The organism is Mesorhizobium sp. M1334 (assembly GCF_040317995.1).
GTDB lineage: Bacteria > Pseudomonadota > Alphaproteobacteria > Rhizobiales > Rhizobiaceae > Mesorhizobium.
The window spans coordinates 233,177-259,413 of the sequence record NZ_JAMYLM010000006.1; the positions used below are offsets into that span (position 1 = coordinate 233,177).

Annotated in this window: 20 protein-coding genes and 2 pseudogenes; 5 read left to right on the plus strand and 17 right to left on the minus strand. The window is 59.1% G+C overall.

The annotated features are described in order from the left end of the window. Positions 1 to 351: 351 nt before the first annotated feature. The 3 genes from NKH17_RS14645 to NKH17_RS14655 form a co-directional block, all read right to left on the minus strand. A complete protein-coding gene (locus NKH17_RS14645) occupies positions 352 to 1,665 on the minus strand; it encodes an HlyD family type I secretion periplasmic adaptor subunit (protein ID WP_352491484.1) in 1,314 nt (437 codons plus the stop codon). Next, positions 1,643 to 3,415 (minus strand): type I secretion system permease/ATPase, encoded by a 1,773-nt coding sequence (locus NKH17_RS14650; protein WP_352491525.1) that lies wholly within the window; start codon positions 3,413 to 3,415, stop codon positions 1,643 to 1,645. The genes NKH17_RS14645 and NKH17_RS14650 overlap by 23 nt, the downstream gene beginning before the upstream one ends. 385 nt (positions 3,416 to 3,800) lie before the next feature. Further along, positions 3,801 to 4,592, minus strand: coding sequence for a M10 family metallopeptidase C-terminal domain-containing protein (locus NKH17_RS14655; RefSeq protein ID WP_352971209.1), 792 nt, complete (start codon positions 4,590 to 4,592; stop codon positions 3,801 to 3,803). Positions 4,593 to 5,148: 556 nt separating this feature from the next. Here NKH17_RS14655 and NKH17_RS14660 point away from each other — a divergent pair. Then, on the plus strand, positions 5,149 to 5,382 hold the full coding sequence (locus tag NKH17_RS14660; protein ID WP_352491482.1) for a hypothetical protein: 234 nt from the start codon (positions 5,149 to 5,151) through the stop codon (positions 5,380 to 5,382). A 111-nt stretch (positions 5,383 to 5,493) separates the two neighbouring features. Here the strand turns inward: NKH17_RS14660 and NKH17_RS14665 are convergent. From NKH17_RS14665 to NKH17_RS14705, 9 genes and pseudogenes are all read right to left on the minus strand, one after another. After that, a pseudogene (locus NKH17_RS14665) lies at positions 5,494 to 5,756 on the minus strand (hypothetical protein); the annotation flags it as partial. An 8-nt stretch (positions 5,757 to 5,764) separates the two neighbouring features. Then, a complete protein-coding gene (locus NKH17_RS14670) occupies positions 5,765 to 6,727 on the minus strand; it encodes a LysR family transcriptional regulator (protein ID WP_352516375.1) in 963 nt (320 codons plus the stop codon). A 67-nt stretch (positions 6,728 to 6,794) separates the two neighbouring features. Further along, a complete protein-coding gene (locus tag NKH17_RS14675) occupies positions 6,795 to 7,583 on the minus strand; it encodes an ABC transporter permease (protein WP_352450738.1) in 789 nt (262 codons plus the stop codon). 3 nt (positions 7,584 to 7,586) lie between these two features. After that, complete coding sequence (nodI, locus tag NKH17_RS14680) at positions 7,587 to 8,498, minus strand: nodulation factor ABC transporter ATP-binding protein NodI (RefSeq protein ID WP_352710397.1); 912 nt, start codon at positions 8,496 to 8,498, stop codon at positions 7,587 to 7,589. A gap of 43 nt (positions 8,499 to 8,541) precedes the next feature. Beyond that, a pseudogene (locus NKH17_RS14685) lies at positions 8,542 to 8,787 on the minus strand (carbamoyltransferase N-terminal domain-containing protein); the annotation flags it as partial. A 35-nt stretch (positions 8,788 to 8,822) separates the two neighbouring features. Further along, positions 8,823 to 9,419, minus strand: coding sequence for a nodulation methyltransferase NodS (gene nodS, locus NKH17_RS14690; RefSeq protein ID WP_352466712.1), 597 nt, complete (start codon positions 9,417 to 9,419; stop codon positions 8,823 to 8,825). 80 nt (positions 9,420 to 9,499) lie between these two features. Further along, the gene (nodC, locus tag NKH17_RS14695) at positions 9,500 to 10,825 is read right to left on the minus strand and encodes a chitooligosaccharide synthase NodC (protein ID WP_352971212.1); all 1,326 of its coding nucleotides are present in this window, start codon (positions 10,823 to 10,825) and stop codon (positions 9,500 to 9,502) included. Between the two features lie 14 nt (positions 10,826 to 10,839). Next, positions 10,840 to 11,499: a chitooligosaccharide deacetylase NodB gene (nodB, locus tag NKH17_RS14700; protein WP_352466666.1), complete on the minus strand. Its 660-nt coding sequence runs from the start codon at positions 11,497 to 11,499 to the stop codon at positions 10,840 to 10,842. Further along, entirely contained in the window at positions 11,496 to 12,089 is a 594-nt protein-coding gene (locus NKH17_RS14705; RefSeq protein ID WP_352457034.1) for a NodA family N-acyltransferase, read from the minus strand. The genes nodB and NKH17_RS14705 overlap by 4 nt, the downstream gene beginning before the upstream one ends. A 268-nt stretch (positions 12,090 to 12,357) precedes the next feature. Between NKH17_RS14705 and NKH17_RS14710 the strand changes: the two genes are divergently transcribed. Further along, complete coding sequence (locus tag NKH17_RS14710) at positions 12,358 to 13,287, plus strand: LysR family transcriptional regulator (RefSeq protein WP_352848119.1); 930 nt, start codon at positions 12,358 to 12,360, stop codon at positions 13,285 to 13,287. Between the two features lie 574 nt (positions 13,288 to 13,861). Here NKH17_RS14710 and NKH17_RS14715 read toward each other — a convergent pair. The 3 genes from NKH17_RS14715 to NKH17_RS14725 form a co-directional block, all read right to left on the minus strand. Next, positions 13,862 to 14,893, minus strand: a complete 1,032-nt coding sequence (locus tag NKH17_RS14715; protein ID WP_023678260.1) for a LacI family DNA-binding transcriptional regulator — start codon at positions 14,891 to 14,893, stop codon at positions 13,862 to 13,864. Between the two features lie 302 nt (positions 14,894 to 15,195). Beyond that, positions 15,196 to 16,524, minus strand: coding sequence for a dicarboxylate/amino acid:cation symporter (locus NKH17_RS14720; protein ID WP_352971216.1), 1,329 nt, complete (start codon positions 16,522 to 16,524; stop codon positions 15,196 to 15,198). 54 nt (positions 16,525 to 16,578) lie between these two features. Beyond that, the gene (locus NKH17_RS14725; protein WP_156937379.1) at positions 16,579 to 16,788 is read right to left on the minus strand and encodes a hypothetical protein; all 210 of its coding nucleotides are present in this window, start codon (positions 16,786 to 16,788) and stop codon (positions 16,579 to 16,581) included. 735 nt (positions 16,789 to 17,523) lie between these two features. Here NKH17_RS14725 and nifA point away from each other — a divergent pair. The 3 genes from nifA to NKH17_RS14740 all read left to right on the plus strand — a co-directional run bounded on the left by nifA (position 17,524) and on the right by NKH17_RS14740 (position 21,802). After that, complete coding sequence (gene nifA / locus NKH17_RS14730) at positions 17,524 to 19,296, plus strand: nif-specific transcriptional activator NifA (protein WP_502898584.1); 1,773 nt, start codon at positions 17,524 to 17,526, stop codon at positions 19,294 to 19,296. A 234-nt stretch (positions 19,297 to 19,530) separates the two neighbouring features. Then, complete coding sequence (gene hisC, locus NKH17_RS14735) at positions 19,531 to 20,670, plus strand: histidinol-phosphate transaminase (protein WP_352542067.1); 1,140 nt, start codon at positions 19,531 to 19,533, stop codon at positions 20,668 to 20,670. Between the two features lie 91 nt (positions 20,671 to 20,761). Next, positions 20,762 to 21,802, plus strand: a complete 1,041-nt coding sequence (locus NKH17_RS14740; protein ID WP_352971219.1) for an LLM class flavin-dependent oxidoreductase — start codon at positions 20,762 to 20,764, stop codon at positions 21,800 to 21,802. Positions 21,803 to 22,411: 609 nt separating this feature from the next. On the opposite strand, the gene NKH17_RS14745 is transcribed toward NKH17_RS14740, so the two are convergent. Next, complete coding sequence (locus NKH17_RS14745; protein WP_352971221.1) at positions 22,412 to 24,307, minus strand: ABC transporter ATP-binding protein; 1,896 nt, start codon at positions 24,305 to 24,307, stop codon at positions 22,412 to 22,414. After that, a complete protein-coding gene (locus NKH17_RS14750) occupies positions 24,307 to 26,175 on the minus strand; it encodes an ABC transporter ATP-binding protein (protein ID WP_352971224.1) in 1,869 nt (622 codons plus the stop codon). Before NKH17_RS14750 ends, NKH17_RS14745 begins: the two co-directional genes overlap by 1 nt. Between the last annotated feature and the right edge of the window lie 62 nt (positions 26,176 to 26,237).

Genomic DNA, 26,237 nt, shown 5'->3' on the forward strand with positions numbered 1-26,237 from the left:
GCGTCTTTGGCGCCTGCCTGTCTTTCTATGCACCTGTCCGAATATCGCAGACGCTCAATCATTTCCTGGCCCTGTGCTTGCAGGCTCACCCTAGGTCTCCAGACCTAGGATCGCTCAAGACACCGGACTCTTTTCCAGCCTTTGTGTACGATGATGGGTATCTTAATGCGCTCGAGGCCAAGAACTGAATGGTCGGCGACTTGGAAGGGCAAAATGACCGCGGAACCACGAATCTGAGTCAGAGGCGGAATCCAACTGAGGAAAGCATGGCTGTGTTTTCAAACGGTTATGACTCTCATGCATGCGTAACAACCAACAAGAATACAAACAAAATATTTCTGTGGATTACTTTCATTCCTCATGGAATGCGCGACTGATTTGGTCCGACAGCGGCTTCACAAAATAAGAAAGCGCCGTACGCTCGCCCGTCTGGATCATCGCTTCGGCCGGCATGCCGGGCACGAGCGTCAGGTCCTTGAGCTTCGTCAGTTCCGCATGCGGAACCGACAGACGCACCAGGTAATACGAAACGCCGTTTTTTTCGTCCGTCGCCAGATCGGCTGCGATCCGGCTGACATATCCGTTCAATACCGGCGTGGTCCTCAGATTGAAGGCTGACATCCGCAGCACGGCCTTGTGACCAAGCTGGATTTGGTCGATGTCCTTCGGGGTGATTCGTGCTTCAAGCGCAAGATCGTCGCCTTCCGGCACGATTAGCATAATCGGATCGGCGGGCGTGATCACTCCTCCGACCGTATGAACTGCGAGTTGTTGAATGGCGCCTGACTGCGGCGCGACAATATCGATCCGTCGCAGTTCCTGTTCAGCCGCCACCTTGCGCTCAACATACTCCCCAACCTGCGCCTGAACCTCTCTGAGCTCCTGGCCGACTTCCATCTTGAAATCCGGATCGATCTGCAGGATCTGGAGGCGCGTTTCGGCTATGCGGGCTGCCGTCTGTGCCTGATGTGCAATCTTCTCACCGCGTTCGCCGCCGAAAGTGGCAACCTGCGTCTTCAGGCTGTTCAAGCGTTGGTCCGAGACAATGCCTTGGTCGCGCAGCCCACTCAGGGCAGCAATTTCCTTTTGGAGAATCTCGGTGCTTTTCTCAGAAGCGATTTCCTGCGCCTTGAGCCCCTCGATCTCGTGCTCATATTGAGTGATGCGTTCCGCTAGCTGCGCCTGCCTTCCGTCGCGGGATTGTCTGCGGAATTCGAACAGCCGCGTCTCGCCATGTACTGCCGAAGCTACGTCCGGAACATCTCTGCGGGCGAGCAGCCAGTCCGGGAAGGCGATCTCCGCCAGATCGTCACGCTCAGCTTCGAGTCGTGCCAGGTTGGCGGCCAGCTCATCGAGCCGCTTGGTGACTACAGCGAGAGTGGCGCGCGTCTGGGTGGCGTCGAGCCGCATGAGGATGTCGCCGGCTTTTACTTTATCACCTTCGCTCACCAGGATTTCTCCCACCACCCCGCCGGTCGGGTGCTGCACCTTCTTCACATAGGAATCGACGACAAAGTGTCCGGACGCGACAACCGCACCGGAGAGATTCGTGAAGGCCGCCCAGGCTCCGGCTCCTCCAACAAAGATCACGCTCGCCAGAAGGCCCGCCACCAGGTGCCGGCGAATGGAGCTGGAAACGTCATTATTCTGATGAATGCCGGCCACCGGGATCCTCCATGTCAGCGCGCTCTCCCACGTTATCCTGTGTAGACTCGATGGCCTTGACGCCAGCGCCTGGTGCCATCGCTGCCCTCTTCAAGACTTTGGAAAGCGCTTCATCACGCGCACCGAATGCTCGCTGCCGTCCACCTTCCATGACCAACACAAAATCCACGGCGCGGATGGCGCTCGGCCGATGGGCGACGACAACCGCAATGCCCTTGCGCCCGCGCACGGAGGCGATCGCCTTGACGACCGCAGCCTCGCCTTCCGCATCGAGATTGGCATTGGGTTCATCCAGCACAACAAGGAAAGGGTCTCGATAAAGAGCACGGGCAAGACCGATACGCTGGCGCTGCCCGGCGGAAAGTGCCGATCCGGCCTCACCAATCGGAGTTTCGTAGCCGTGCTCAAATCGGAGGATCAGTTCGTGCGTGCCCGCTGCTTTCGCCGCGGTGACAATAGCCTCAGGGTCAGGATTATCTTCAAAACGAGCGATGTTTTCGGCAATGGTGCCGTCGAACAGTTCAACACCTTGCGGCAAATAGCCGATATGACGGCCTAGCGCTTCCCGGTCCCATTGATCGAGGCTTGCGCTGTCGATGCGAACCTTTCCGGCGACCGGCGTCCATGCGCCGACGATGGCGCGCGAGAGTGTCGACTTGCCCGAACCCGATGCACCGATGATCCCGAGTGCGCTTCCCGCCTGAACGGCAAACGCAAGGCCGGTCACGGTCGGCTTCCTTTCGCCGGGCGGAACGATTGTCACGCCTTCGAGGCGGAGTTCGCGTTCAGGTGCAGGCATTGGCATAACAGGAGCGGTTTCAGGAACCTTTCCCAGGAGGTCCTCCAGCCGCGCCCAACCCTGGCGCGCCATGAGGAAGGGTTTCCAGCTTGAAATGGCCAGATCGACCGGAGCCAGCGCGCGCCCCATCATGATCGAACTGGCAATCATGACCCCGGCCGTAGCCTCCTGCCTGATGACAAGGTACGCGCCGACGGCAAGAATGGCCGATTGCAGCAGCACGCGCAACGACTTTGCAATGCCACCCAGCCCACCTGCCACGTCCCCAGCTTTCCGGTTGGCGGCCAGATACTCGGCATTGGCCTTGTGCCATCGGGCAGCGATCCGCTTTCCGAGACCGAGAGCTTGCACGACCTCGGCATTGCAACGCGCTGCTTGCAGTAGGCCATTGCGCACCATGTCGTGGGCAATGGTCTCGCGTATCGGCCGTTGCGAGAGAGTGTTGGTAAGAAGTGTCAGAGATGTGAGACCGATCGCCCCGATAAGTGCCGTCATGCCGATCCAGAAATGAAGGAGGAAGCAAATGGCAAGATAAAGCAGCATCCATGGCAGATCGAAGAACGCTGTCGGACCGTTTCCACCTAAGAATCCGCGAATATTGTCGAGGTCGCGAAGCGGCTGCAAGCCGTCGCCCGGCATGCGCGTTAAAAGCGGAAGGCGAACGATCGCATCGTGAACGCGTCCGGAAAACTGTTCATCGAAACGCTCGCCAATCCGCAGCAGCACGCGGGCGCGCAAAACGTCGAGCAGGCATTGGAACGCATAAAGCCCTGCAGCAAGCACGACGAGCCCCACTAGCGTCGATACGCTGCCACTTGCCAGAACGCGGTCGTAGACCTGAAGCATGAACAGCGGCGAGATCAGCGCAAGCACGTTGACCACGCCGCTGATCAACAGAATTCCCCAAATAGCTGAAGTCAGAGGGAAAGGTCTCAAAGCTGAATCCTTCAAGGAATGGTTACTCACGTAGGTCTCCGTGAGGATCTGGCGACCCAGTCCCTATATTGCTCCCCGAGCGGCAACCGACTCGCTGATTCAGGATCAGTGCTCCCGCCGGATATGTTTGGTTTGGCATCTAATGGAGCGGGTCAACAACAACACCGTCCGGCTGAAGGTTTGGAAGGGCAACGTCATCGTGGCCGGCCGCAAGGGCCCGAACAGGCTTCCGCCTCCACGCGTTCAGGGAGATTTCGGTGTACGACCAGCGCGACGTGCAGGGCTTCGTCAAGCTGTACACGCTGCGACTGCTCCCGGGCGCCCCGGCCCATCGCAAGTAGCGGAGACGGAAAGCGCCCGCCCAGGGGGGCGGGGCGCTGTTCCGTATGGGTTTTCTGGATCAAACGAAGGTGAAGTCCGACCCGGTCAGGCCTAGGTCGGCCACGGTGACCACACCGCCCAGGTGGGCGAACTCATGCCCGTTGTTCTCGGCGGTGACATAGGCCAGAGTTGCGACTCTGTCGCTGTAGCTGCTTTGGTAGACAATGATGTCGCCGGCGTGCTCGCCGGAGATCGCACTCGCGGCTTCAGAAGCAGAGTTGAAAGATTCGCCAGTGATCACCACGACGTGTTCGCCGTTCGCACCCGAGGCCGCACCACTGTAGAAGCTGCTCACCGGGTAGCCGGACTGTATGCTGGCGTTGTTGACGAAGTTCGCGCCAAAACCGTCGTTGTAGAGGCCCACCGCATCGAAGGCGAACTTGTCCTCCGCCGGGTTGAAATCGGTGATAGTGGTAATGTCCGACTCCGACCCGACAACCCCAGGCACCGGATTGTGGAACTGGAACACGAACGTGTCATTGTCGGTGCCCCCGGTCAACGTATCCTGGCCGTCACCCACGTAGAGGACATCCTGGCCGGGACCGCCGCTGAGCCTGTCATTGTCCTCACCGGAGATGCGCGCGTTGAAGCGGCCGTTGTCGCCGGAGAGATCGTCCCAGCCATCTCCGCCGAAGATGCGGTCGTTACCCTCGCCGCCAATGGCTCGGTCACTGCCCTGGCCAGCCGAGATCTCGTCGTTGCCGGCACGACCGTCAATCCAGTCATTGCCCTGGAAACCCTCCATCCAATCTTCAAGCTCGGTGCCGAGGAGTGTTTCGGAACCCGGGCCACCCTCGATAATCTTTGCCATCGAAAATACTCCTAATGATGCACCCTGCCTGACGCGTTCATATTCCTGATCGGATAATTAGAAAAATCGATTGCTTGGATAGACACGCATTTACGAAATGGATGCACTCACGTTCACTTCGCCGTTCTGCTGAGCAGTTGCGGGCTCGTTAGCGGCGGGGACGCTGGTCGCCCAAGCAATCGATCTGAAGATTCGACACTCAAACCACCAGGACAACACTTCGTAACGGGGCCGTCCTAGTTCGGCCCCAAACTTCTCTCTGTTTGCTCGACGCCGGCATACCCGCACCGTAAGCGCTGGACGAGGACAAGTTCCGCTGGCCGCGGGTGGAGAACGGCGTGATCCGGCTTGCCGCGCCGAACTGATGGCGCTCGTCGAAGGCATGGACTGGCGCGTTTGAGCCGAACGGAGACGGCGTCCGACGTCGGCCGGATAGGCCGTGGCGAAGTAACTCAGGCGCAAAAGGCGGGCCTCAGGCCGTGCAAAATAAGCTCCTGTCGGCGTCAGTGACGAGAAGCGCTCGGCCCGTCCCCACGAAATCGATCCGCTCAAGGCGATGTTCGTCGCCATGGCGGCGGAGAAGGCCGAACTGCAACAACTCCGGAGCGAAACACTCAAGGCCGAGATCGTCCGGATGGCGACACTCAACGAGCGTGCCCAGGAGAGGATCGCCGACCTTCATGGGATCGTCAAGCAGCTGGAGCGCGCCGCTTCGGTCGCAGCTCCGAGAAGCTCGAACGTGCCCAGCAGGCCTTCGCCTTCGAAATCAGACCGGGCTCGGCGCGATTGAGTCCGAGCTCGAGGCCGCAAGACCGACAGGCGAGCCGCGACGTGCTGCGCGACCGCGCAAGGCGTTCCCGGCGCATCTGGAGCGGGTCGAGATCGTCATCCAGCCCGAGCCATGGGGGAAGAAGCGCTCCCGCAGCCAATCGTCCAGTCCGTCAAACGCGGTCGGCCGCACAGGCTTGCGAAACGGAACAGTCCCGCCCTCGCTTAGATACCGAGGCACCGTGTTGCGAGCGCACCCGAATTCGTTCGCCCGTCGGTTCCCCAGCCAAGCTCATGCAGCGGCAGCATCGCTGCCACCTCTTCAAGCTGAAGGATCTGCTCTCCCTGCATCGTTCTCGACAATGCAGGAATCGCCCAATCCCAATCGCCATCCATGCCTCCTCTCATAACCGAGGGGTCGTCGGCCGACAACTGAGACGTCCGGTGCTCTTAGGCGGGGTAATCATACGAGATGCCTCCTGCAACATCATTTCCCGCATCCATAGGCTTGCCGGATCATTATTGTGAAGCGCAGGCCATTGGACGGCCTCCGTGAATGCGGCAGGAAGTGGCGGCGGAAGTTCGACAATCCGCAGGGGTGTTAATTTTGCGAAATGCTGCGCCAGCCGTAAGGGCATTGTCCCAATGCGGTTGGTGCCTGATAGAAGGGGCGGGATCATGCTAAAGCCCTGTACGACGACCTCGATACGTCTCTCGAAACCGTTCTCGAGCAAATACCATTCCTCGATGGAGGGCTGCCGGGTGTCCCCGAATTTAAGCACAACCTGCCCCATCGACAAGTATCGGTCGAATGTAAGTGGCTCTGACAGCTGCTTGTTCGTGCCGCAGCCTACGCATACGAGCATATCTTCGAACAGGGCTGCGCGAGGATGTTTCGACATGAATACTTCCGGCATAATCAGAAAATCAACGTCGCCGCGCCGGAGAAGCTCCTCGGGGTCGTCGGAAATAAGCAGACATTCGAAGCGGACGGCGGGAGCTTCCCGCGCAGCACGCTTTACGATCTTCTTAAAAAATACGAGCGTGAGGTAATCGGAAAGGATGATGCGGAAGCGACGATCCGATCGGGCCGGGTTAAAGGCGTCCCAGGAAATAATCGACAGCTGGATGTGCAGCAATGCCTCCCGGACTGCTGTGGCGAGCCCCTCCGCGCGCGGTGTCAAAATGAGTTCGCGGCCGTTCATCGTAAATAGCTCATCGCTGAAATAGGCGCGTAACCGACCGACGGCGGCGCTCATGGCCGGCTGACTCAGGTTAATACTGCGGGCCGCGGCGGTGACTTTACGCTCCCTGATCAAAGCGTCCAGCACAACCAGGAGATTTAGATCGAGTCCCTTAAAACGCATGTATTGACCTATCCGACGCGTGGATGGGTATCGCCCAAAGAATCAATTTTACGAATGGTGAGTAGCGTCAACGCATCAGCCGACGACGAAATAGAGCAACCGATAGGAAGAACGGCAAAACCGTGTATATGCAAAGCGCGCCGATATGCAGGCCCATGCTGCCGGCCGGACGGCCAAGCATCGCCGGACGAATGAGGTCAATTGCATGTGCGAGCGGCAACAAGGAGGCGACGTCCTGAAAAGCGCCGGGCAATTGGTTGACCGGAAACATCGCGCCGCAAAGGAACAGCATGGGTGTTATAACAAGCGTATTATAAAATATGAAATATTCATAACTGGGCGCAAGCGCCGTGACGACCATCGCTAGACTCGCGAAGGCGAGGCCACTGAGAGCGATGACTGGCAGCAAGCAGAGGATGGATGGCCACGATGTGTAGCCGAGCGTGGTGGCAACAATAGTGATTGCTGTGCCCGCCATCAGGGCCTTGGTGGCTGCCCACGCCAATTCGCCGAGTAAGATATCGCCGAGCGTCAGCTGAGTGCATAGCATTCCTTCCCAGGTGCGCTGGTTGTCCATGCGGCCGAAACTCCCGTAAACCGTTTCAGCAGTCGCCGATGCCATCGCGCTTGTGGCAACCATGCCAGCCGCGAGAAACGCAATGTACGAAGTGCCCTCAACAGGACCTATCATTGTTCCGATGCCAAAGCCGAGACCGAACAGATAGATCATCGGATCGGCGAGGTTGCCGAGAACCGATGCAAGCCCGATTTTCTTCCATCCAAGATAGTTGCGGCGCCAAACCGCGACCCAATTCCACGCATTGGCGGGCATGGCCGCCGCATAACGTTCGCCCATTGTTCAGTCCTCCATCTCGCGCCCGGTTAGCCGCAAGAACACATCCTCGAGATTGGGGGGACGCTGCAGAAGGCGCAGACCCGCGCGCCCGCGTAGCTGCACCAGCACCTGCTCCGGATCGGGTGCATAGCAAAAAAGCGTCTCACCGCTCACCTCGATGCGGTGTGCGTACGGCCGGATCAGCGCACCCAGTTCATGCGGATTACCGCCGTAGACCTCGACCACGTCACAGCCGATCTGCTCGTCAATGAGTGCGGACGGGCGGCCTTCGGCGATCTTGCGCCCCTCCTCCATAACGCACAGCCGATCGCACAGCCGCTCGGCCTCTTCCATGAAATGGGTAGTCAAAAGAATAGTCTTGCCCCGCGCCAGCAGCGATCGCAGCCGTTCCCAGATCAGGTGGCGGGCCTGCGGATCGAGGCCGGTGGTCGGCTCGTCCATCACCAGCAAGTGCGGGTCATTGATCAGCGCACGCGCGAGCGTCAGGCGCCGCTTCATGCCGCCGGACAGTTCGGCGACGCGCGCATCCGCTTTGTTCTCGAGGCGGGCGAACTCAAGCAGCGACGGTATGACCGCTTCGATCTGGCGTCTGCTCATCCGGAAGTAGCGCCCGAACACCAACAGGTTCTCGCGTACAGTGAACGCGGTATCAAGATTGTCGAACTGCGGGACCACGCCGATGCGCATACGTGCCAAACGCGCGCGCGCCGGCACTGGAGCGCCGAGCACAGTAATCTTCCCCGCATCAGGCGATGTCATGCCGAGGACCATACGCGCAATCGTGCTTTTGCCCGCACCGTTCGGTCCCAAGAGCCCGAAGCATTCCCCCGCCGCAACGCGGAACGACAGTCTGTCGACAACGAGCTTGTCATAAGTTTTGCTTACGTCAGTAAGATCGATCGCTACCATGGACATGGGTTCATTTTACCGAGAGGGACGCCAAGACTGGCGGTTGCTTGGTTGCCTGCCGGACCTGAAACTGTGACTCGTCTTCGCCATCCCAGCCGTCGATAACGAACTGATCGACATCACAAGGATTTAGCCCCTGTTCCGCCAAAGCGGCGACAATTACGTCGAGATTATCGATGGTTTGATAACGCGGATTGTTGTGCCGCTTTTCCTGCTCAACGCAGAAGACGAGCCGTCCATCCTCGACAAGGGCGATCGCCCCATCATGGGTCAGCTTGGTACCACAGATGCGCATAGTGTCTCCACGTTAACGGCGATAGATTCGATTCATCAGGAAGCGGAAAGCGGGTTCCGGAAACGGACGAGCAAGCAGTCTTCGTTGACCGACTCGCCCCGACACTCAAGACGCTCTACCTCGATCAACGTTTCGTTCAGCATGGCGATGACCGGCTCAGCACCAGCGGCGTGACCCCAGCGACGGCAATTAGCATCCCTTGCCGATCCGAAGATCAGATGCCCGCCTGGCGCAAGCACCCGCACCAGGTTTTTGACGGCCGCGCGCATCTCGGCTATGTCTTCGAGGTAGTATAGGACCTCCGCCACAACGATCAGGTCAAACAACTCGTCGGTCGAAAACTGTTGAACATCGGAGACTATCCAGTTGATGCGCGACGGCTCCTTTATCCGTTGACGTGCTCGAGCAATCGCTTGCGCCACGACATCGATGACGGTGAGCCCTTGGCAGTAGGGGGCTAGTTTTTCCGTGAATGCGCCGGCAGCGCACCCGACTTCGAGGGCATTTGTAATGGAGCCTTGGGCAAGCGCCAGCTGGAGCATTTCCGTGTGGCGCTCCCGCTCGAACGGATTGCCGTCGAGGCGCCACGGATCGTCTGCGGCCAATTCCCGATCGAGCAACTGATGATTCATGTTCTGGGTCAAACTCGTCCACCTCTCGTCTACCTAGGTAATTAGCGATCACTCGTCGCCGCAGATGTTGCTCGACAGCGCTAATCCCGAAGAATCCGCGCAAGATTGAGCCTGCGAAGCGGAGCCGCATGCGGTGAGAATTCTGCCCTGCTTGATCCAGTGATCGGAGTTTGGGTGGGGGCCTGTTTTCCCCCAGTGTTCGATGTAGCGACAGCAGAGCTTCGCGACAGCCAATCGCTATTGCTCAATGTACACAGCGCGTAGGCCTTCAAGGGAAGTAGGAGAAAGATGTTGATGAACGTGTGCAGGGAAAAGCCCAGAAATCGAAACTGTCGAGCACGAAATGCTACCACGCTGCATCGGAGCATGGTCATGGACACAATCATCAGTCCTGTCCACCAAGGCACAGTGCCTGTCAGTGCGAAATGTGCGAGGCCCGTTAGTACCGATAGGGCGAGGAGTAGCGGCCCGAGATTCTGTCCGACCACGTCCAACGTGAGATAGCTATTGAGGCCGGGCAGCAAGCGCAGCCCAAGCAGCGTGTCCCGGAATGTGCTTCGTGCCCAACGGAGTTGTTGGCGCAGATACGGTCCGAGTCTGTTCGGAACGACTGTGGCCGCGATGGCGCCCGGAACGTACTCGGTTCGAAAGCCTGCTTTCAGCATGAGGATAGTGAGATGGCGATCCTCCCCGAAGTCGCTTGGCTTGCCCCGAAAAAATTGCGACTCGTACTGGTCCAGTAACAAAAGGAGCGCAGACCGGCGGTACATGGCACATGGGCCGCAACAGCACATAACGGCACCGAAGCGAGCCTGTGCCGCGCGCTCCTCGTTGCAAGCCAGCCAGTACTCCATGTCTATCAGCCTTGTCAGCCAGCTCTCGCTCCGGTTACTGGCAATCAACTGACCCATGACTGCGCCGACCGCTGGATCTCGCATCTTCGGTACAAGCTTGGTGATGACGTCGGACGCGAGTATCGTGTCTGAATCAACGTTAAGCACCAAATCCCCGGATGAGCGGCGTATCGCGGCGATCTGCGCCTTGCGCTTTCCAACATTCTCGGGAAGCAAAATGATGTCGAACCTAGGGTCGCGCGCGTAGGTTTCGTGGACAGTTCCTACGGCTTCGCGATTTCCAGAACCGTCATCAACCACATAGACCCGAAGTCTTCCGGCGTATTCTTGGTCTGCAATGGACGCCAGGCACTCTGAAAGCGTGCGCGGATCCTCGTTGAAGCAGGGGACGATGACATCCACGCTGGGCAGTTGATCGGAGCCGACGAGATCCTCCAACGCCGATGAGTCGATTGTCGGCAGAGCATAAATCCCCTGCATGCTCTTATAAGCAGTCGAGAGCAGTGCATAAAGCGAAATGGCCACAGTGCTGGTTGTACCAAGAAGAGTCATGGGATCTCGTTTGTTCAGTGATGTTGAGGAAGTGAGCGGATTACAAATCCGCGCTCATGAAGTGCTGGAATCAGACGGGACAGCGCCGTGACCGTCTGGTCGCGCAGACCGGCGTGAGCGCCCTGGCTCAACTCGCCGGGAGGGCATCCGTCGTGCAAGAGTACGATTGCGCCCGGCCGGACAGAGGCGAGCACGGTATCGATAATCGCGTCGACCCCAGGGCGAGACCAATCTCGAGGGTCGACGGACCAATGGAGGGCCGTCAGCCCGGCGATCTGTGACGCTGTGAAGATTTCTTCGCTCCAGGCGCCGTAGGGCGCGCGAATATAGCGCACCGAGGCCTGAGGGCACGCCCTCATGATGGCGCCGTTCGCTTCAAAAATCTCACGTTGCACTTCGCCGAAGCCGCATTTGTACAGATCCGGATGAGTCATCGTGTGGTTGCCTAGCTCGTGCCCTTCTGCAAACATTCGTTGGATTAGATCCGGGTGCTCTAAGGCGTAGGCGCCGATGACGAAGAAAGTCGCCGGCACCCGCTGCTCTGCCAACACATCGAGAATCTCCGGTGTGAAAAGTGGATTGGGACCGTCGTCAAACGTCAGATAAACGCTGCGACGGCCGGTGCCGTCAGAGCACTCACGGCGCACTTCGTACAAGCAATCGGGACGGCTCATAGCTCTGGTCCGTTCCGATCGATCATCGTGCCCGTGGGCCATTCGCTGATCGGCCGTCCAACTGGCAGAACAATGGTGAGTGCGTCATCGATACGTGTGGGCGGCAGGTCGAGGCGCGCCTCTGGTCGGGTGGAGCGCACGCGAATTCCCGACAAAACGGCCAAAGGGCTGTATCGCCGCGCGAACCTCTCAACATGATTCCGCAGCGCGTCCCGGACGGTTCCGAAAGCGAATGGAACGCCAAGCTCCTGCAGTATTGGAAGCATGACATGGATTGAATGGGCGATTCCGAGACCCTCAAGATCCGGACGTACCCCGTACAGGCCCAGCTCAGCCACCAACAGATCGACCGCGTCAACCTTGATGAAACGGCGCAGTATGCCCATGTGAGCCGCTACACCGCTCGAATCATAGGCGATTGCGCGGAGTTCAGGCCTGGCTCCGGCCCAGCTTCGACTACCTTCGAACGGTTCTGCGTTGGACGCCCCAGTCGGCCCGTAGGTATTACGAAAGAACTGGGCGAGCTCGACGTGGTCCGAGAGCTGCAACTCGTTTTCCCAGCACAATTTCCACTGCACCTGAGGGCGCATTCAGGACCTCTCTTCAAAATGGTTTCTTGCGGGCCGCATTACCCGGCCAAAGCGGCGGCGTTGTTGGCTGCACTCAACCGTTGTCGTTAGCGACGGTGAGCCAGCCGGTGGGGCTCGCCAATGAGCTCTCTCGATGTTCCCGCCCGTGTGGCGGCGCCGTCGATTTGAGCTTGACGTCGGTCATTTACGTTCCTCTAATGCATGGTTCGTAAATTCGTAAAATTGATTGTTTAGATGATGCCCATCCACACGCTGGATAGATCAGGATATGCGGTTTAAGGGGCTGGATCTGAATCTCCTCGTTGTGCTGGACGCTCTGATCAGGGAGCGTAAAGTCACTGCCGCGGCCAACAGTATTAATCTGAGCCAGCCGGCCATGAGCGCCGCCGTCGCTCGGTTACGCGCCTACTTCAGCAATGAGCTATTTACGATGAACGGCCGCGAGCTCATTTTGACACCGCGCGCGGAGGGGCTTGCCCCAGCAGTCCGGGACGCATTGCTGCACATCCAGCTATCGATTATTTCCTCCGACGCCTTTAACCCAGCCCAATCGGATCGTCTCTTCCGAATCATGCTTTCCGATTACCTCACGCTCGTGCTTTTTAAGAGGATCGTAGAGCGTACTGCGCGGGAAGCTCCCGCCGTCCGCTTCGAATGTCTGCCTATTTGCGACGACCCCGAGGAGCTTCTCCGGCGCGGCGACGTTGATTTTCTGATTATGCCGGAAGTGTTCATGTCGAAACATCCTCGCGCAGCCCTGTTCGAAGATATGCTCGTATGCGTAGGCTGCGGCACGAACAAGCAGCTATCAGAGCCACTTACATTCGACCGATACTTGTCGATGGGGCATGTCGTGCTCAAATTCAGGCACACCCGGCAGCCCACCATGGAGGAGTGGTATTTGCTCGAGCACGGTTTCGAGAGACGTATCGAGGTCGTCGTACAGGGCTTTAGCCTGATCGCGCCCGTCATATCAGGCACCAACCGCATCGGGACCATGCCCTTACGGCTGGCGCAGCATTTCGCAAAAACAACACCCCTGCGGATTGTCGGACTTCCGCCGCCACTTCCTCATCCCGCATTCACGGAGGCCGTCCAATGGCCCGCGCTTCACAATACTGATCCGGCAAGCCTGTGGATGCGGGAAATGATGTTGCAGGAGGCATCTCGCCTGGCGCCTTTGCTTGAAAGCTATTGAGCGTCTCGGGCTTCCTGGAGGCGGTCGCGATCGCGTAGGAGCGGTTGCCATTCGGGCGGCCTTTGGCTCGGCAGAGCGGCGCAGTTCCTTGCTGAGTACGAGGGCCAGGAACGAGCAGAACACATGCCCGGGTTGGTGCTGAGTTGACTGCCGCCTCCGATTTCGCGTGCGAAGTCCCAGAAGATGTCTAGCCCCACTCAAATGCCAACTTTGCCGGCCTTGCCGCGGCTTTTCACGCGCGGCCAGGCGAGGAGATGCCGGTCGACGAGGTCAATCCCAACGGACTGTGCCGGCCTCGCTCGGCTACTGGCGTGAGGCATCCTTGACGACACCGCCCTGCACCGACAACGTCGAGATGTTGGCAATGAAGCCGGTCGCGATTGACGCTGCGGATGTAGGCAATCTACCTCGCGCTTCCGCCTGAACGCGCGGCCGATCCGTTCACCCAATGGCTTCATCCTGGGCCGCGGCTGAGGCCTGTGGGGTGCGGCTACCCCGCGTGGATGGGATCATCAATCAACTTTCTCTCATTTATGAAAGGAAACTTCCCCGCTTACGATAGAAGCCATCAGTTTCATATATTTTCCGGCAGATGAATGTCGAACGGCAGAAATGTCTGTCCTGGTGTTTCAGCAGTGCCGGTCTCGATAGCCCGCGTCATCAGCGTTATCAGCTCCTGGGAAAGCCGGCGCATTGGCGTGGCGACCGCCATCGTGATGATGTTATCAGCGAGTGCCGCCCGAGATTCCGGCGTGATTTCATTCACGATCGCGACGAGATCGCGACTTTTACCCTCTTCCCGGACCGCGGAGATGGCGCCCTCCATGCCGCCCCCGGCGACATAGAAGCCGACGAGCTCGGGTTCCCGCTGCATGAGATCAAGCGTTGCCTCGTAGGTGACCTGCCGTTTCTCCAGGTTCACAAGCGGATCGAGCACCTCGAACGTCGGCGCGTTCTCACGGCAATAGGAGCGAAAGCCGACGTCACGGAGCTCGTGCCCCTGGAAACGATGGCTACCGACAAACACCGCCACCTTGCCGGGCCGTTTTGCGACCTTGGACACCATCCAAGCGGCCGTGCGCCCCACCTTGCGGTTGTTGAGGCCGATATAGCCCTGTCGCACGCCGGCGGCGAAGTCGGAAAGCAGTGAGAAAACCGGAATGCCTTTGGCCTTGAGGTCCTCAACCGCTGCTGTAATTTTTGGGTGGTCCGGTGCCACCATCGCGATCGCATGGCAGCGTGCGCCCAAATCCTTGAGCGGTGCGATTAGGTCGCTCGGCATATGTGACGGGGCGAATTGGATGAGCGGAATGCCGTGGAAGGACTGGGCCAAATTGACCGACGCTTCGACCTCGCGCGCAAAGTCTTGGTAGAAATGCTGGGCCGGTTTTCTCAAGATGAAGCCCAGACGGTAGCACGGTAGGTCTCGCCGCAAGCGCTGCTTGATGAGCCCGGCAGCATGATAGCCGATCGCGTGGGCGGCGTCGTGGACCCGCCGCGCGGTCTCCTCGCGCACCGGATGGCGGGCGTTCAGAACCCGATCGACCGTTGCTACGCTGACTCGGGCTTCGCGGGCGAGATCGGCAATTGTGGGGCGCTTGGTCATGGGTCCTATTCTGATTGGTTTTTGACGCAGGCTGGCTCTCTGTCACCTAGCGCGATTCGACAATGGTTTCGGGTGGGCAAAGTGAAGACGCCCGCATACTGAATGATCGACAGCGTATTGGACTACTCCAGACGTAGACCGGCCGGGTATAACGGAAGGTTCATTCGCTTAGGGCGGCGACGGTTTGCACTCACACATTTAGCGCTTCTGATACATGGTCCGTGAGGCGCCGTTTAGAGCCTGCGAGTCGATCGTTCAGGTCATGTGACCAGCTTGGCGAAACCGGTCGCGGTGCGTCGCCCTTACTCGGCGGAGGATAGCCGGTTTGATGCCTCGGCAAGCTGATGACCGCAGAAGGCGGCTTTCATCTGCGCTCGGTCCAATTCTCCTTCCCAGCGGGCAACGACGAGGGATGCCACTGCGTTGCCGACGCAATTCGTCAGCGCCCGGCATTCGGACATGAAGCGGTCGATGCCGAGTATCAGTGCCATCCCAGCAACGGGAACACTCGGAACTACGGCGAGCGTAGCAGCCAGGGTGATGAAGCCCGCACCTGTTACACCTGCAGCGCCCTTGGAGGAAAGCATCGCAACGAGCAGCAGCAGCACCTGATCGCCGATTGACAGATCCGTGTTCGTCGCCTGCGCGATGAAGAGGGCCGCCAGGGTCATATAGATATTCGTGCCGTCCAGATTGAACGAATATCCGGCCGGGATGACGAGACCCACAACCGAACGCCTGGCGCCCGCCTTCTCCATCTTCTGCATGAGCGAGGGGAGCGCGGCCTCCGAGGAGGACGTTGCGAGGACAAGCAGCAGCTCTTCCTTGATGTAGCGAATGAGAGAACAGATCGAAAAGCCGTTGTAGCGGCAGACCGCGCCGAGAACCCCGAACACGAACAGGAAGGCGGTGAAATAGAACGTCGCGACCAGCATCGCGAGGTTGACGACCGAACCGATGCCATATCTGCCGATGGTGAAGGCCATTGCGCCGAAAGCGCCGATCGGCGCGGCTTTCATCAGAATGCCGACGAGCTTGAAGACAGGCGCGATGAGCGCCTGAAGCAAGGAAACGACAGGCTTGCCCGTCTCTCCGGCCATCGCGAGCGCCATGCCGAACAGAACCGAGAAGAACAGCACCTGCAGGATGTCGCCTTCCGCGAAGGCGCCGACTATCGTTGGCGGGATGATGTTCATCAGGAAGCCGGTGACCGACTGCTCGTGGGCCTTTGCGGCATAGGTATTCACGGCCTGGACATCGAGCGAGGCCGGATCGATGTTGAGGCCGGCGCCAGGCTGGACGACATTGGCGACGATCAGGCCGACGATCAGCGCGAGCGTCGAGAAGGTGAGGAAATAGACCATTGCCTTGCCGGCGACCCGGCCGACCTTGTGAAGATCGTTCATGCCGGCAATGCCGGTCGCAATTGTCAGGAAGATGACAGGCGCGATGATCATCTTGACCAGCTTGATGAAGGCATCACCCAGCGGCTTCAGGCTCTCGCCGGTTCCCGGATAGAAATAGCCAATTGCGACGCCGAGGGCGATGGCGGCAAGCACCTGCGCGTAAAGCTTGGCATAGAAGGGTTTGCGGGGCGCGGGACTCGCGCCGCGGACTTGTGCAGCTGACACTGTTTCTCTCTCCCTGACCGGATCGAGGTGGCGTGACTTCTCCCGGGCTTCTCCCTATCGCGGCGCTCCGGTCGAACGCTGCACCAACGCCGCCGCAATACCCATGCCAAATGGATCCGCATGACCTGAACTGACGTTGGGCTCGCCAATGATGGGATGAATGCGGTGGCACAAGACGGGAATGACAAGGCCGCCGTCCAGCACGCGCTTGATGTTCTCCGGCAGATTGCCGGTCGATCTCTCTGGCTTGCGGTTTTGCTGCACATCGTGGTGGGCTCCTCGGTTTGCCGACTTTGGGAAGGGCCGCATCGCTGGCACCAGAGCGGAGAATTGCCGTGTTCTTTGCCGCGCTGCCGCTGCAGCGACAGCTTGAAAGCGACGTCGAGACGTAGGGATTGACGCCGCTGGTGCTGACCGCGACGATGCGGTTCAGAAGTTCCGAGCACCGCCGAGAAAGCCGCGCTCGACCGCCACCTTCGCGCCTTCACACGCGACGCCGCCGCCTTATCTGCGTCATCAATATCGAGGAAATGGCGGTTGCCGCGACCGACCAGTGTCGTCGGCAGTGATTATCGCTCCCGCCCCTGGTTCGCAGGCGCTGGTGACTGGCACGGCCCGGCAACTCGGCGCGGTCAGCCGCTCGGGCACCGCATCGCCGGCGCCGTATTTCTGTCGTTCAACATCGCCGACAAAAATTAGAACTGATGAATTCTATCATAGGCCGCGAGATTTTCTTTCACGAATGAAAGAAAGCTCGATTGACTATCCCGCTTCGCTCCAGTCTTTTGAAAATCAACGTGTGGTTGCCCCCGTGCAAGCCGAGAACGTGGCCAAGCTTCGTGGAGGGAGAGCCAAGCGATGCGTCAGGGGTCGACCCGCTTTGCACTCGACCACACGGCGGTGGCACGAGTTCACGTCAGAGCATTTTCGCGCTTGCCCGCGACGTCGCGGGCGCACATGCCGCCGGCATGCATTTCATGGCGCGAGATCGAGGATCATATGCACCACAACATTCCCAAATCAGAACAAAATGCCAGCGAGTGCCGCATTTCGCTTCCGGATGCGAAAAGGGCTTACCCAAAGTCCGAGATGAACACCGCGGTCCCTTTTGTGCCATCGCACGAGCACGCGCTTACCGGCATCTTCGAAATATCGAAAGTACTCACCGACCCCGCCCGGCTCGAAGTCACGTTGGCCAAGGTCGTCGATCTCCTGCCCTCGTTTGTGCAGATGCGGCACGGCATCATCGCTCTCTTCGACGCTGAGGGCGTACTGGACATCACCGTAGTCACCGGCTGCGACGAGAACAGCGATGAGCGCTCCCGGATGCGCCTGCCGCGCAAGGCAATCGATCTGATTGTGACGACGGACACGCCGCTCGTCGCCGAGAACATAGCGGTGCATTCGGCCTTCACTGCCGCTGACATAGAGGTGCTTGGGGCCTCCGACACCGTGTCCTTCATCGGCGTTCCCATTCGTGTTGATGGGAACGCCGTAGGCACGCTGACTATCGACCGCGCCTTGGACAGCAGGTCAACGTATCGGCTCGATTATGATGTCCGGCTGCTCACCATGATCGCCAACATGGTGGGACAGACAGTCAAGTTGCACCGCTTCTCCGCGGGCGACCGCGAACGACCGACAGAGGTGGAAGATCGGCTGCAAACGCAATTCTCTGATGTCAAGCACCCTGCACCGCAGCGCAAGAAGGTTCACGTCAAGGGGATGATTGGCGATAGTCCGGCGCTAAGCGCGCTGCTCGAGAAGATCGCAGTGGTAGCTAAGGCAAAGACCACGGTTCTGTTGCGAGGCGAATCCGGTACCGGGAAGGAGCTGGTCGCCAAGGCAATTCACGAGTTGTCGCCGCGCGCCAAGCGGCCCTTCATCAAACTCAATTGTGCAGCGCTGCCAGAGACAGTCCTGGAATCCGAATTGTTCGGTCATGAGAAGGGTGCCTTCACAAGCGCGTTCAATTCCCGCAAGGGTCGCTTTGAGCTCGCCGACAAGGGGACGTTGTTTCTGGATGAGATCGGCGAGATCTCGGCCTCCTTCCAGGCAAAGCTACTGCGCGTGCTGCAGGAGCAGGAGTTTGAGCGCGTCGGCAGCAACCAGACCATCAAGGTCGACGTTCGCGTGATTGCCGCCACGAACAGGAACCTTGAAGAGGCGGTTGCAAGGAATGAGTTCCGCGCCGACCTATATTATCGCATCAACGTGGTTCCCTTGCTGGTGCCGGCGTTACGCCAAAGGCGCAGCGATATTCCGCTCCTCGCAGCTGAGTTTCTCAAGAATTTCAACGATGAGAACGGCCGTACGCTGACCTTCGATCCGCGTGCGATTGAAGTACTGATGAAATGTGAATTTCCCGGCAACATTCGCGAGCTTGAAAATTGCGTGCACCGGACAGCGATCCTGGCGGAGGGACGATCAATCGGGAGAAACGACTTTGCGTGCTCCCACGACCAATGCTTTGCCGAGGCGCTGCGGAAGAGCAGATCGGGCAAGGCCGCGCTGCAACCAGCGCCAATCCTCCCAGAGGCAGTGAATCCGGCCACGCCGCCGGATGCGGCCGCTCGTTCGGCCGCCACCACAGTCCCGCCTGCCGGAGCAACCCACTCATTGGGCGCGAGGACCACCGACGCCGAGCGCGTCATTGCTGCCATGGAAAGATGTGGTTGGGTGCAGGCAAAGGCGGCGCGCCTGCTTGGACTGACCCCGCGCCAGATTGGCTACGTGCTGAGGAAATACGGCATCGAGGTCAAGCGTCTGTGAAAGCATGACTCAGGCGGATTAGCTGAGACCGCTTAGCGGCTTGGCCCGCGCAGGGATGCAGATCCGCGTCCGCGTCAAGTCGATCCGACCGAGGACAGCCTGGCCGAAATCCCGTGGCAGCCGGCGTTGCGACCATCTTGTGAAAGGCGACGCTGCCATCGTCAATCCGTCCGCCATGTTGCTCTCGTTGCGAGCTCATACGGATGCCCTGTGCGACTGAAACGGAGATAAAATATGTCCGATGCAAAACTGCAAGCTGTGCTTTCGTCTCTTCCGCAAGGTACGCGACAGTTAGATGCTCTGCCGTCCAACGGACCAGCGCCGGACAGAAGTTTTGTCAAGCTGAATACGAATGAGAACCCGTTTCCGTTGCCGCCAATCATAATGCAAAGTGCAGTGGCGGCCCTCAATCGCCAGTATCTGTATCCGGACGACGATAACATCAGCTTGAGGGAAGCAGCGTCCAATACCTATGGCGTATCCACGGATCAGGTCATCGCAGGCAACGGGTCGTCTGAACTGCTCGGACTCATCTACAGAGCTTTCCTCGCCCCTGGCGACAAGGTGGCGATGATATCGCCAGGGTTTTCGTTCAACCGCAAACTTGCCATGTTGCATGGTGCTGAGTTTCTCGAGATCGGATGTCAAACTCATTCGCTGCCAATGGAGCAATTGCTTTCCGGTCCGGCAAAAGACGCCAAGTTCATTCTGGTGGCCAATCCAAACAATCCGACCGGAACATTCCTCTCGATAAGCAATATCGAACGCCTCGTGGCACAATCGGATCGCCTGGTCGTCCTTGATGAGGCCTACGTCGACTTTGCACCCGATCACGGGCTGCGCCTCATCAACCGTTATTCGAACCTTCTGATCTTGAGAACATTTTCGAAGAGCTATGCCGCCGCCGGCATTCGCGTCGGTTTCGGTTTCGGTCACCCTGAGATTATTGGCAGGCTGCGCAACATCCAGAACGTCTTCAACATGAACGTGATCGGGCATGCGGTTGGTATCAGCGTGCTTGCGCATCGCGGCGCCTACGCAGAGAACCACAAGCACATCAGACATGAACGACAGCGAGTGACAGCCGCACTGTCGCAACTTGGATTTTCCGTAACGCCCTCCCACGCAAATTTCTTGCTAGCCCGTGTGCCAGCGGGACAGGACGGCTCATGGTGGCAAGCAGCCTTGGAAAGGCAAAAGATACTCGTTGCCTACTTTCCGGACAATGGTTTGGAACATTGCATCCGCGTCAGCATCGGCACAAAAGAGCAATTGGATGCATTTCTTGCTGCCGCTCGCGATATAGTTGGAAGCTTAAACATACCAAGCACCACGGGCAGGGGAGCGTCAGGCTCTGCTCGTTCGGTACGCTGACGCTAATCCGATATCACACATTGCTATCTTTAGGCTTGCTTGGTCACCCAAGCACGACAACATTTTTCTTTAAAATCGGGGACAATATCGAGTGACAAACGTCTTTCCTTCAAACCTAGCCTTCGGCATCTTCGATCATCTGGACGAGGACGGCCTCGATATCGCCCGGCAGTACGAAGATCGCCTGATATTAGCAGAGGCGTGCGATCAGCTAGGGTTCTATGCCTATCATCTCGCAGAGCACCACTGTACCCCCCATGGGAGAGGTCCATCGCCGAATCTGTTCTTATCGAGCGTCGCCCAGCGCACCCGGCGCCTGCGTCTCGGACCCTTGGTGATGCTGCTTGCGCTTTATCATCCGCTGCGTGCGTTCGAAGAGATCTGTATGCTGGACCAGTTGAGCGGTGGCAGGCTCGAACTGGGCATAGGGCGCGGTGCTCTCCCGATCGAATTGGGTTACTTCGGGATTGGTGCGGACGCGGTGCTGGGCCGCTATGCGGAAGCCAGCGAAATTCTTGTTGAAATACTTGTTAATGCCATGAAGGTTGGCACGCTGTGCTATCAAGGCCGCCATTTTGAGCTCAATGACGTTCCTTTGACGCTAAGACCTCATCAGCGTCCACATCCGCCGACATGGGTCGCCGCCAATCGACCCGAGTCCGCAGCCTGGGCCGCTGCGAATGGAGCAAATATCGCGTGTGTAGGACCTTCCTCTTCTGTTCGCAAAACTACTGATGCGTTCCGCGCCTATCAAGAGGACAACACTGGCGCGGGCGATCGAGCGCCATTTATTGGATTGCTCCGCATGGTCGTGGTTGGGCGTTGTGACACACATGCCTATTCGCTCGCGGCACCTGCTTACGAACGATGGCTCAAGAGCTTCCAATTCCTTTACGAGCTTAACGCTATCCCCACTCCACCCAACCTGCCGCTGACCTTCGATGCGGCAGTCGAGAGTGAATTGTGCGTGGTAGGATCAGCAGCGTCTGTGCGAGAAGCTCTGCTCAGTCAGTTGGAAGAGGCAGGTGCTAACTACCTTCTTTGTCAACTGGCATTTGGGAATCTGCCGCTAGATGCTTCCCTATACACCGCGACGACCATTCAATCCGAAATCATGGCTCGACTTGGCTGACCATGAAATTCGCGGTCTGATCCGAAGGTAAATCGTTGTAACAGCGCTCCCTCACATTGCTCGAGCGTGCACGTGGTGGGGATTGGGAAATCGTGAGGGAGGCCAAACTGACGACGAGCCGGCGGCACAGATTACCAGGTTTGTGCGTTGGCCGGCATCTGGGCACGGTGTGAGACTGCACGATCCTAAGGAGATGATGGCCGAGCGCGTCACGATGCCGGCACGCATCTTCTCGTCGCGCTCGCGCTAGCCGTTGCCCATAGCCCGCCGCAAGAGGTTCTTCTCGACCGGGGCGGCGCCGGTGGCGGCTCCCGCATCCAGCTTCATCAGCGGCTCGGCGGTAGCAAAGCCGTCACTCGCTACGGCGCAGTTGAGGGCGCGCTCGCGAGCGGCTTTGCTACGCCGAGCGACACCACCTGGAGCGAGTTCGCCCGATGTCGCGGCGTGCACCGCGGTCGGATAACGACGCTGGAGGAAATCGTTCGCAGCCGGTCTTCACGATCCGCGCGAGTGCTTTGCATGAATGCTGCCTGCTTCCTCGTCTGCGGCGGCCTGAGTGTCCGCCGGCACGCCCGAAGTCAATGTCAGTACCACAAGGCCGCCAAGACGTCAGGTCTGGGAGCCGGCTTGTACGGTCGTATCGTGTTCTGGAATATCGTCAAAGGAGGCGTAGTTGAGATTGTAGAGTTTGGAATACAGGCCCCCCATGGCCATTAGCTGATCGTGGTTGCCAGTCGCAATAACTTGGCCATTCTGAAGCACGATGATGCGGTCGGCACCCCGGATCGTGGCAAGACGGTGGGCGATGACGAGGCCAGTGCGCCCTTCAAGCAGCTTTATCAGAGCCTTCTGAATCTGCATTTCCGTGTAGCTGTCGATGTTGGCGGTAGCTTCGTCGAGCACGAGGATCTTGGCGTCGGCGACGAGCGCGCGGGCGAAACTGATAAGCTGGCGCTGGCCGAGAGATAAGTTGTCGCCGCGTTCGCCAAGTTGGGTCTCATACCCGTCGGCGAGGCTCATTATGAAGTCGTGGGCGCCGACCGCCTTGGCGGCCTCGATCACCTTGTCGCGCGTGGCTTCCGTCTTGTGGTATCGAATGTTCTCGAAGACCGTCCCGGTGAACAGGAACGGCTCCTGCAGCACCATGGCGACCTGGCGGCCGAGCGATTCCTGGGTGAGATCGCGCACATCATGTCCGCCGACCAGCACTTGGCCCTGCTGAACATCATAGAAGCGGTGGACCAGGGCCATCGCGCTCGATTTGCCAGAACCGCTCGGCCCGACCAGTGCGACCGTCTCGCCGGGATTGACCCGGAAGGAGACATTTTTCAGCACCGAACGGTTCGGATTGTAGCCGAAGGTGACGTCCCTGAACTCGACCGAGCCGTCCATTTCGGGCGAAAGCACCTCGGCATTGGGTTTGTCCTGAACATCGATCTTGACGTCGAGCACATCGGTCAGGCGCTTGCCTGAGGCCATGGCGCGCTGCATGACCGAATATTGCAGGGTGAGTGAGCGGATCGGGTCAAAGAAGCGCTGGATGTAAAATAGGTAGGCAACCAATACGCCCACATCTATGCGGCCATTCATGACCATCGAGCCGCCGACCACAATAACGGCGGCCATGGCGAGGCCGGTGAGGCCATCGACGATAGGCACCATGACCAGTGCATATTTGGCAGCGATCAGGTGGGTCCTGAGGTTGGCATGGGCCTTGTCGTCAAAAAGGATGAAATTCACCTGCTGGCGGTCCATTGACTGGACGGTGCGCACGCCGTGAATGGCTTCGGCCAGCGCGCCGTTGACGACGGAATTAGTCTCGTGTGCGGCCATGAAGGCGTCGCGGGCACGCGGCAGCCAGACAATGCGGACGATCACCAGGACCGGCAGAACCGAGAGCGTCAGGAGGCCGAGGCGGAAGTCGAGCCACAGCATTACGAAAACGATGCCGAAGAGAAGCGCAACATCGCCTACGGAATATACCGAGGTTTCGAGGAATTCCTGTATGGAGTTGACGTCGCCTTGCAGGCGCGACATGAGGCGTCCGACCTCGGTCTTGTCCATGAAGGAGAGCGAAACCTTCTGCAGATGGCCAAACATGGCGCGGCGGATGTCGAACAGGACAGTTTCGGCCACTTTCCCAACCACGGTTTCCTGCATGTAGCCGGCAGCGAAATTGACCAAAATCGCCAAAACGAACGCGCCGACGGCCGCGAGCTGGGCTGAGCGATCGGTCCTTGCCGGGTTCATGCCCTGGTCGAGCGCGTAGCGGATGATCAACGGGATGAGAAGCTGCGTCCCGGTGAAGATCAGCATTGCTGCAATCGTGATGACTACCCTGGCCCGATAGGGACGGACGAAAGCCCAGATGCGCCGGAGGATGCTCTTGTCGAAAGCCCGGCCGAACATCTCCTCCTCGATGCGGTGCGAGCCGACAACCGCGCGCGGAGGGCGTCTACCGTCGTCACGTTCGGCTTCGACTTCGCCGGCGCGGCCCTGCGCCATCAGCGGGCGCCCCCATACTGGGTCATATTGTCATCACCCGGGCGCGTCTGGAGAACGTAAAGGGCCCTGTAGCGTCCCCGCTTCGCCAAAAGCTCTTGATGCGTGCCGCGTTCTACGATTTCGCCGTTATCGACAAAAAGGATCTGATCGGCATGCACAAGCGCACTCAGCCGGTGCGCGATGATGATCGTCACCCGATCCTTGGCGAAGCGCCCCATCGCCGCGCGGATGCGCTGCTCGGTGCCGGCATCGATCGCGGCCGTTGAGTCGTCGAAAACGACGACGGAGGGGCGCAGCATCATGGTGCGAGCAATCGTGAGACGCTGGCGCTGGCCGCCAGAGAGAGAGACGCCGCGTTCGCCCACGACCGTCTCGTAGCCCGCTGGGAGCCCGAGGATGTAGTTGTGGAGCTGGGCGAATTCGCCAGCGCGTTCGATTCGCTGTCTCTTCGCCCAGGGATCGCCATAAGCGATGTTGTTCTCGATCGTAGTGGTGAATAGGAATGCATCCTGCTGTACGACGGCGACCGCCTTGCGAAGCGTCGCGAGGGTGACATTGCGTATGTCCTGGCCGTCCAGCGTGATGGCGCCACCGGTCACGTCATAAAAGCGGGGGACCAGATGAGCTATCGTCGATTTGCCCGAACCCGGCGGACCGACGATCGCGATCGTCTCGCCTCTACGGGCCTCAAAGCTGACGTTCTTCAGAATGGCGCGGTTTTCGGCGCTGGGGTACGCAAACGAGACATTGTGGAAGCGCAGAGTGCCGTCGCTTATCTCGAGCGGTCTGGCCTCGAGAGCATCCCTGATTGTGATCTCCTGGTCGAGCAGACCGAAAAGCCGCGAACCGCAGCTAGAAGCGCGGGCAAAGGCATTGACCATGAGGCCGATCTGGCGGACTGGCATTTGCAGGATTGTCATGAAGGTCAGGAAGGTCGCCACCGTTCCGACGCTGATCTCGCCAGCGACGAGCTTGCTGCCACCAATCCAGAGCACCAATCCCATTGCGAAAAAGAAGGACAAGGTCATCGCCGACGTGCTGGGCACGTAGATGTCAACGCGGTCGTGGGCGAGGTCGAGCGCGTTCTTGGAAGCGCCGTCGAACTTCAGCATCTCGTAGGCTTGAGCCGCAAAAGCGCGGACCACGCGGATGCCTGCGAGATTTTCCTCCATCACGCGGCTTAGTACTGAAAGCCGCTCATGCAGGTCGAGCCAGGTGGCGCGCAGCCTAAGCTGTGTGGCCGATGAGCGCCAGGCGACAAAAGGCACGAAGCTCAGCGCGACCAGGCCGAGCATGGGATCGGTCGAGATCATCATGTAGGCGCCGATCCCGATCAGCATGGTGAGCAGGAGCACGCGAACGAGCGCGGTGGAAAAATACATCCGCACGCCTTGGAGATCGAGCATTCCGATGGTGATCAGATCGCCTGAATGGACCCGGTCGTGAAAGGAAAAGCTGAGACGCTGGATCTTGTCGTAGTAGGCGAGCCGCAGTTCGTACGCGACATGATGCCCGACGGCTTCGGCAAAATAGTTCTGCGCCATCGTGAAAAGGCCGCGTAGCGCGCTGACGGCGAGCAGCAGGAGAGCAGGGGTCCAGAGCGCTTGTCCTGCCGCGGTCCCCGCGACACCGCCCCCGATGGCTGTCTGGGTCAGGTCGACGGCCCGGCCGAGAAGCTGGGGAATGAGCAACTGGAGGATTGCCGCCAGGACCGTCGAGCCCATAGCGAAGGCGACCTGCCAGGGGTGCCGCAAATTCATACGCGTGATGCGCAACAGCGTACTCAAATCCCGGCCCCAGCGCGCCGCTTCCACATGGGTCAACGAATTCAGAGCGTTCGTTGCGCTGCCGATAGCATCACTGCTCACGGGTGTATTCCCGACTGCATTTTGCGCCTTCGAGGCAAGCCGAAGGACCAATCATCAAAGGG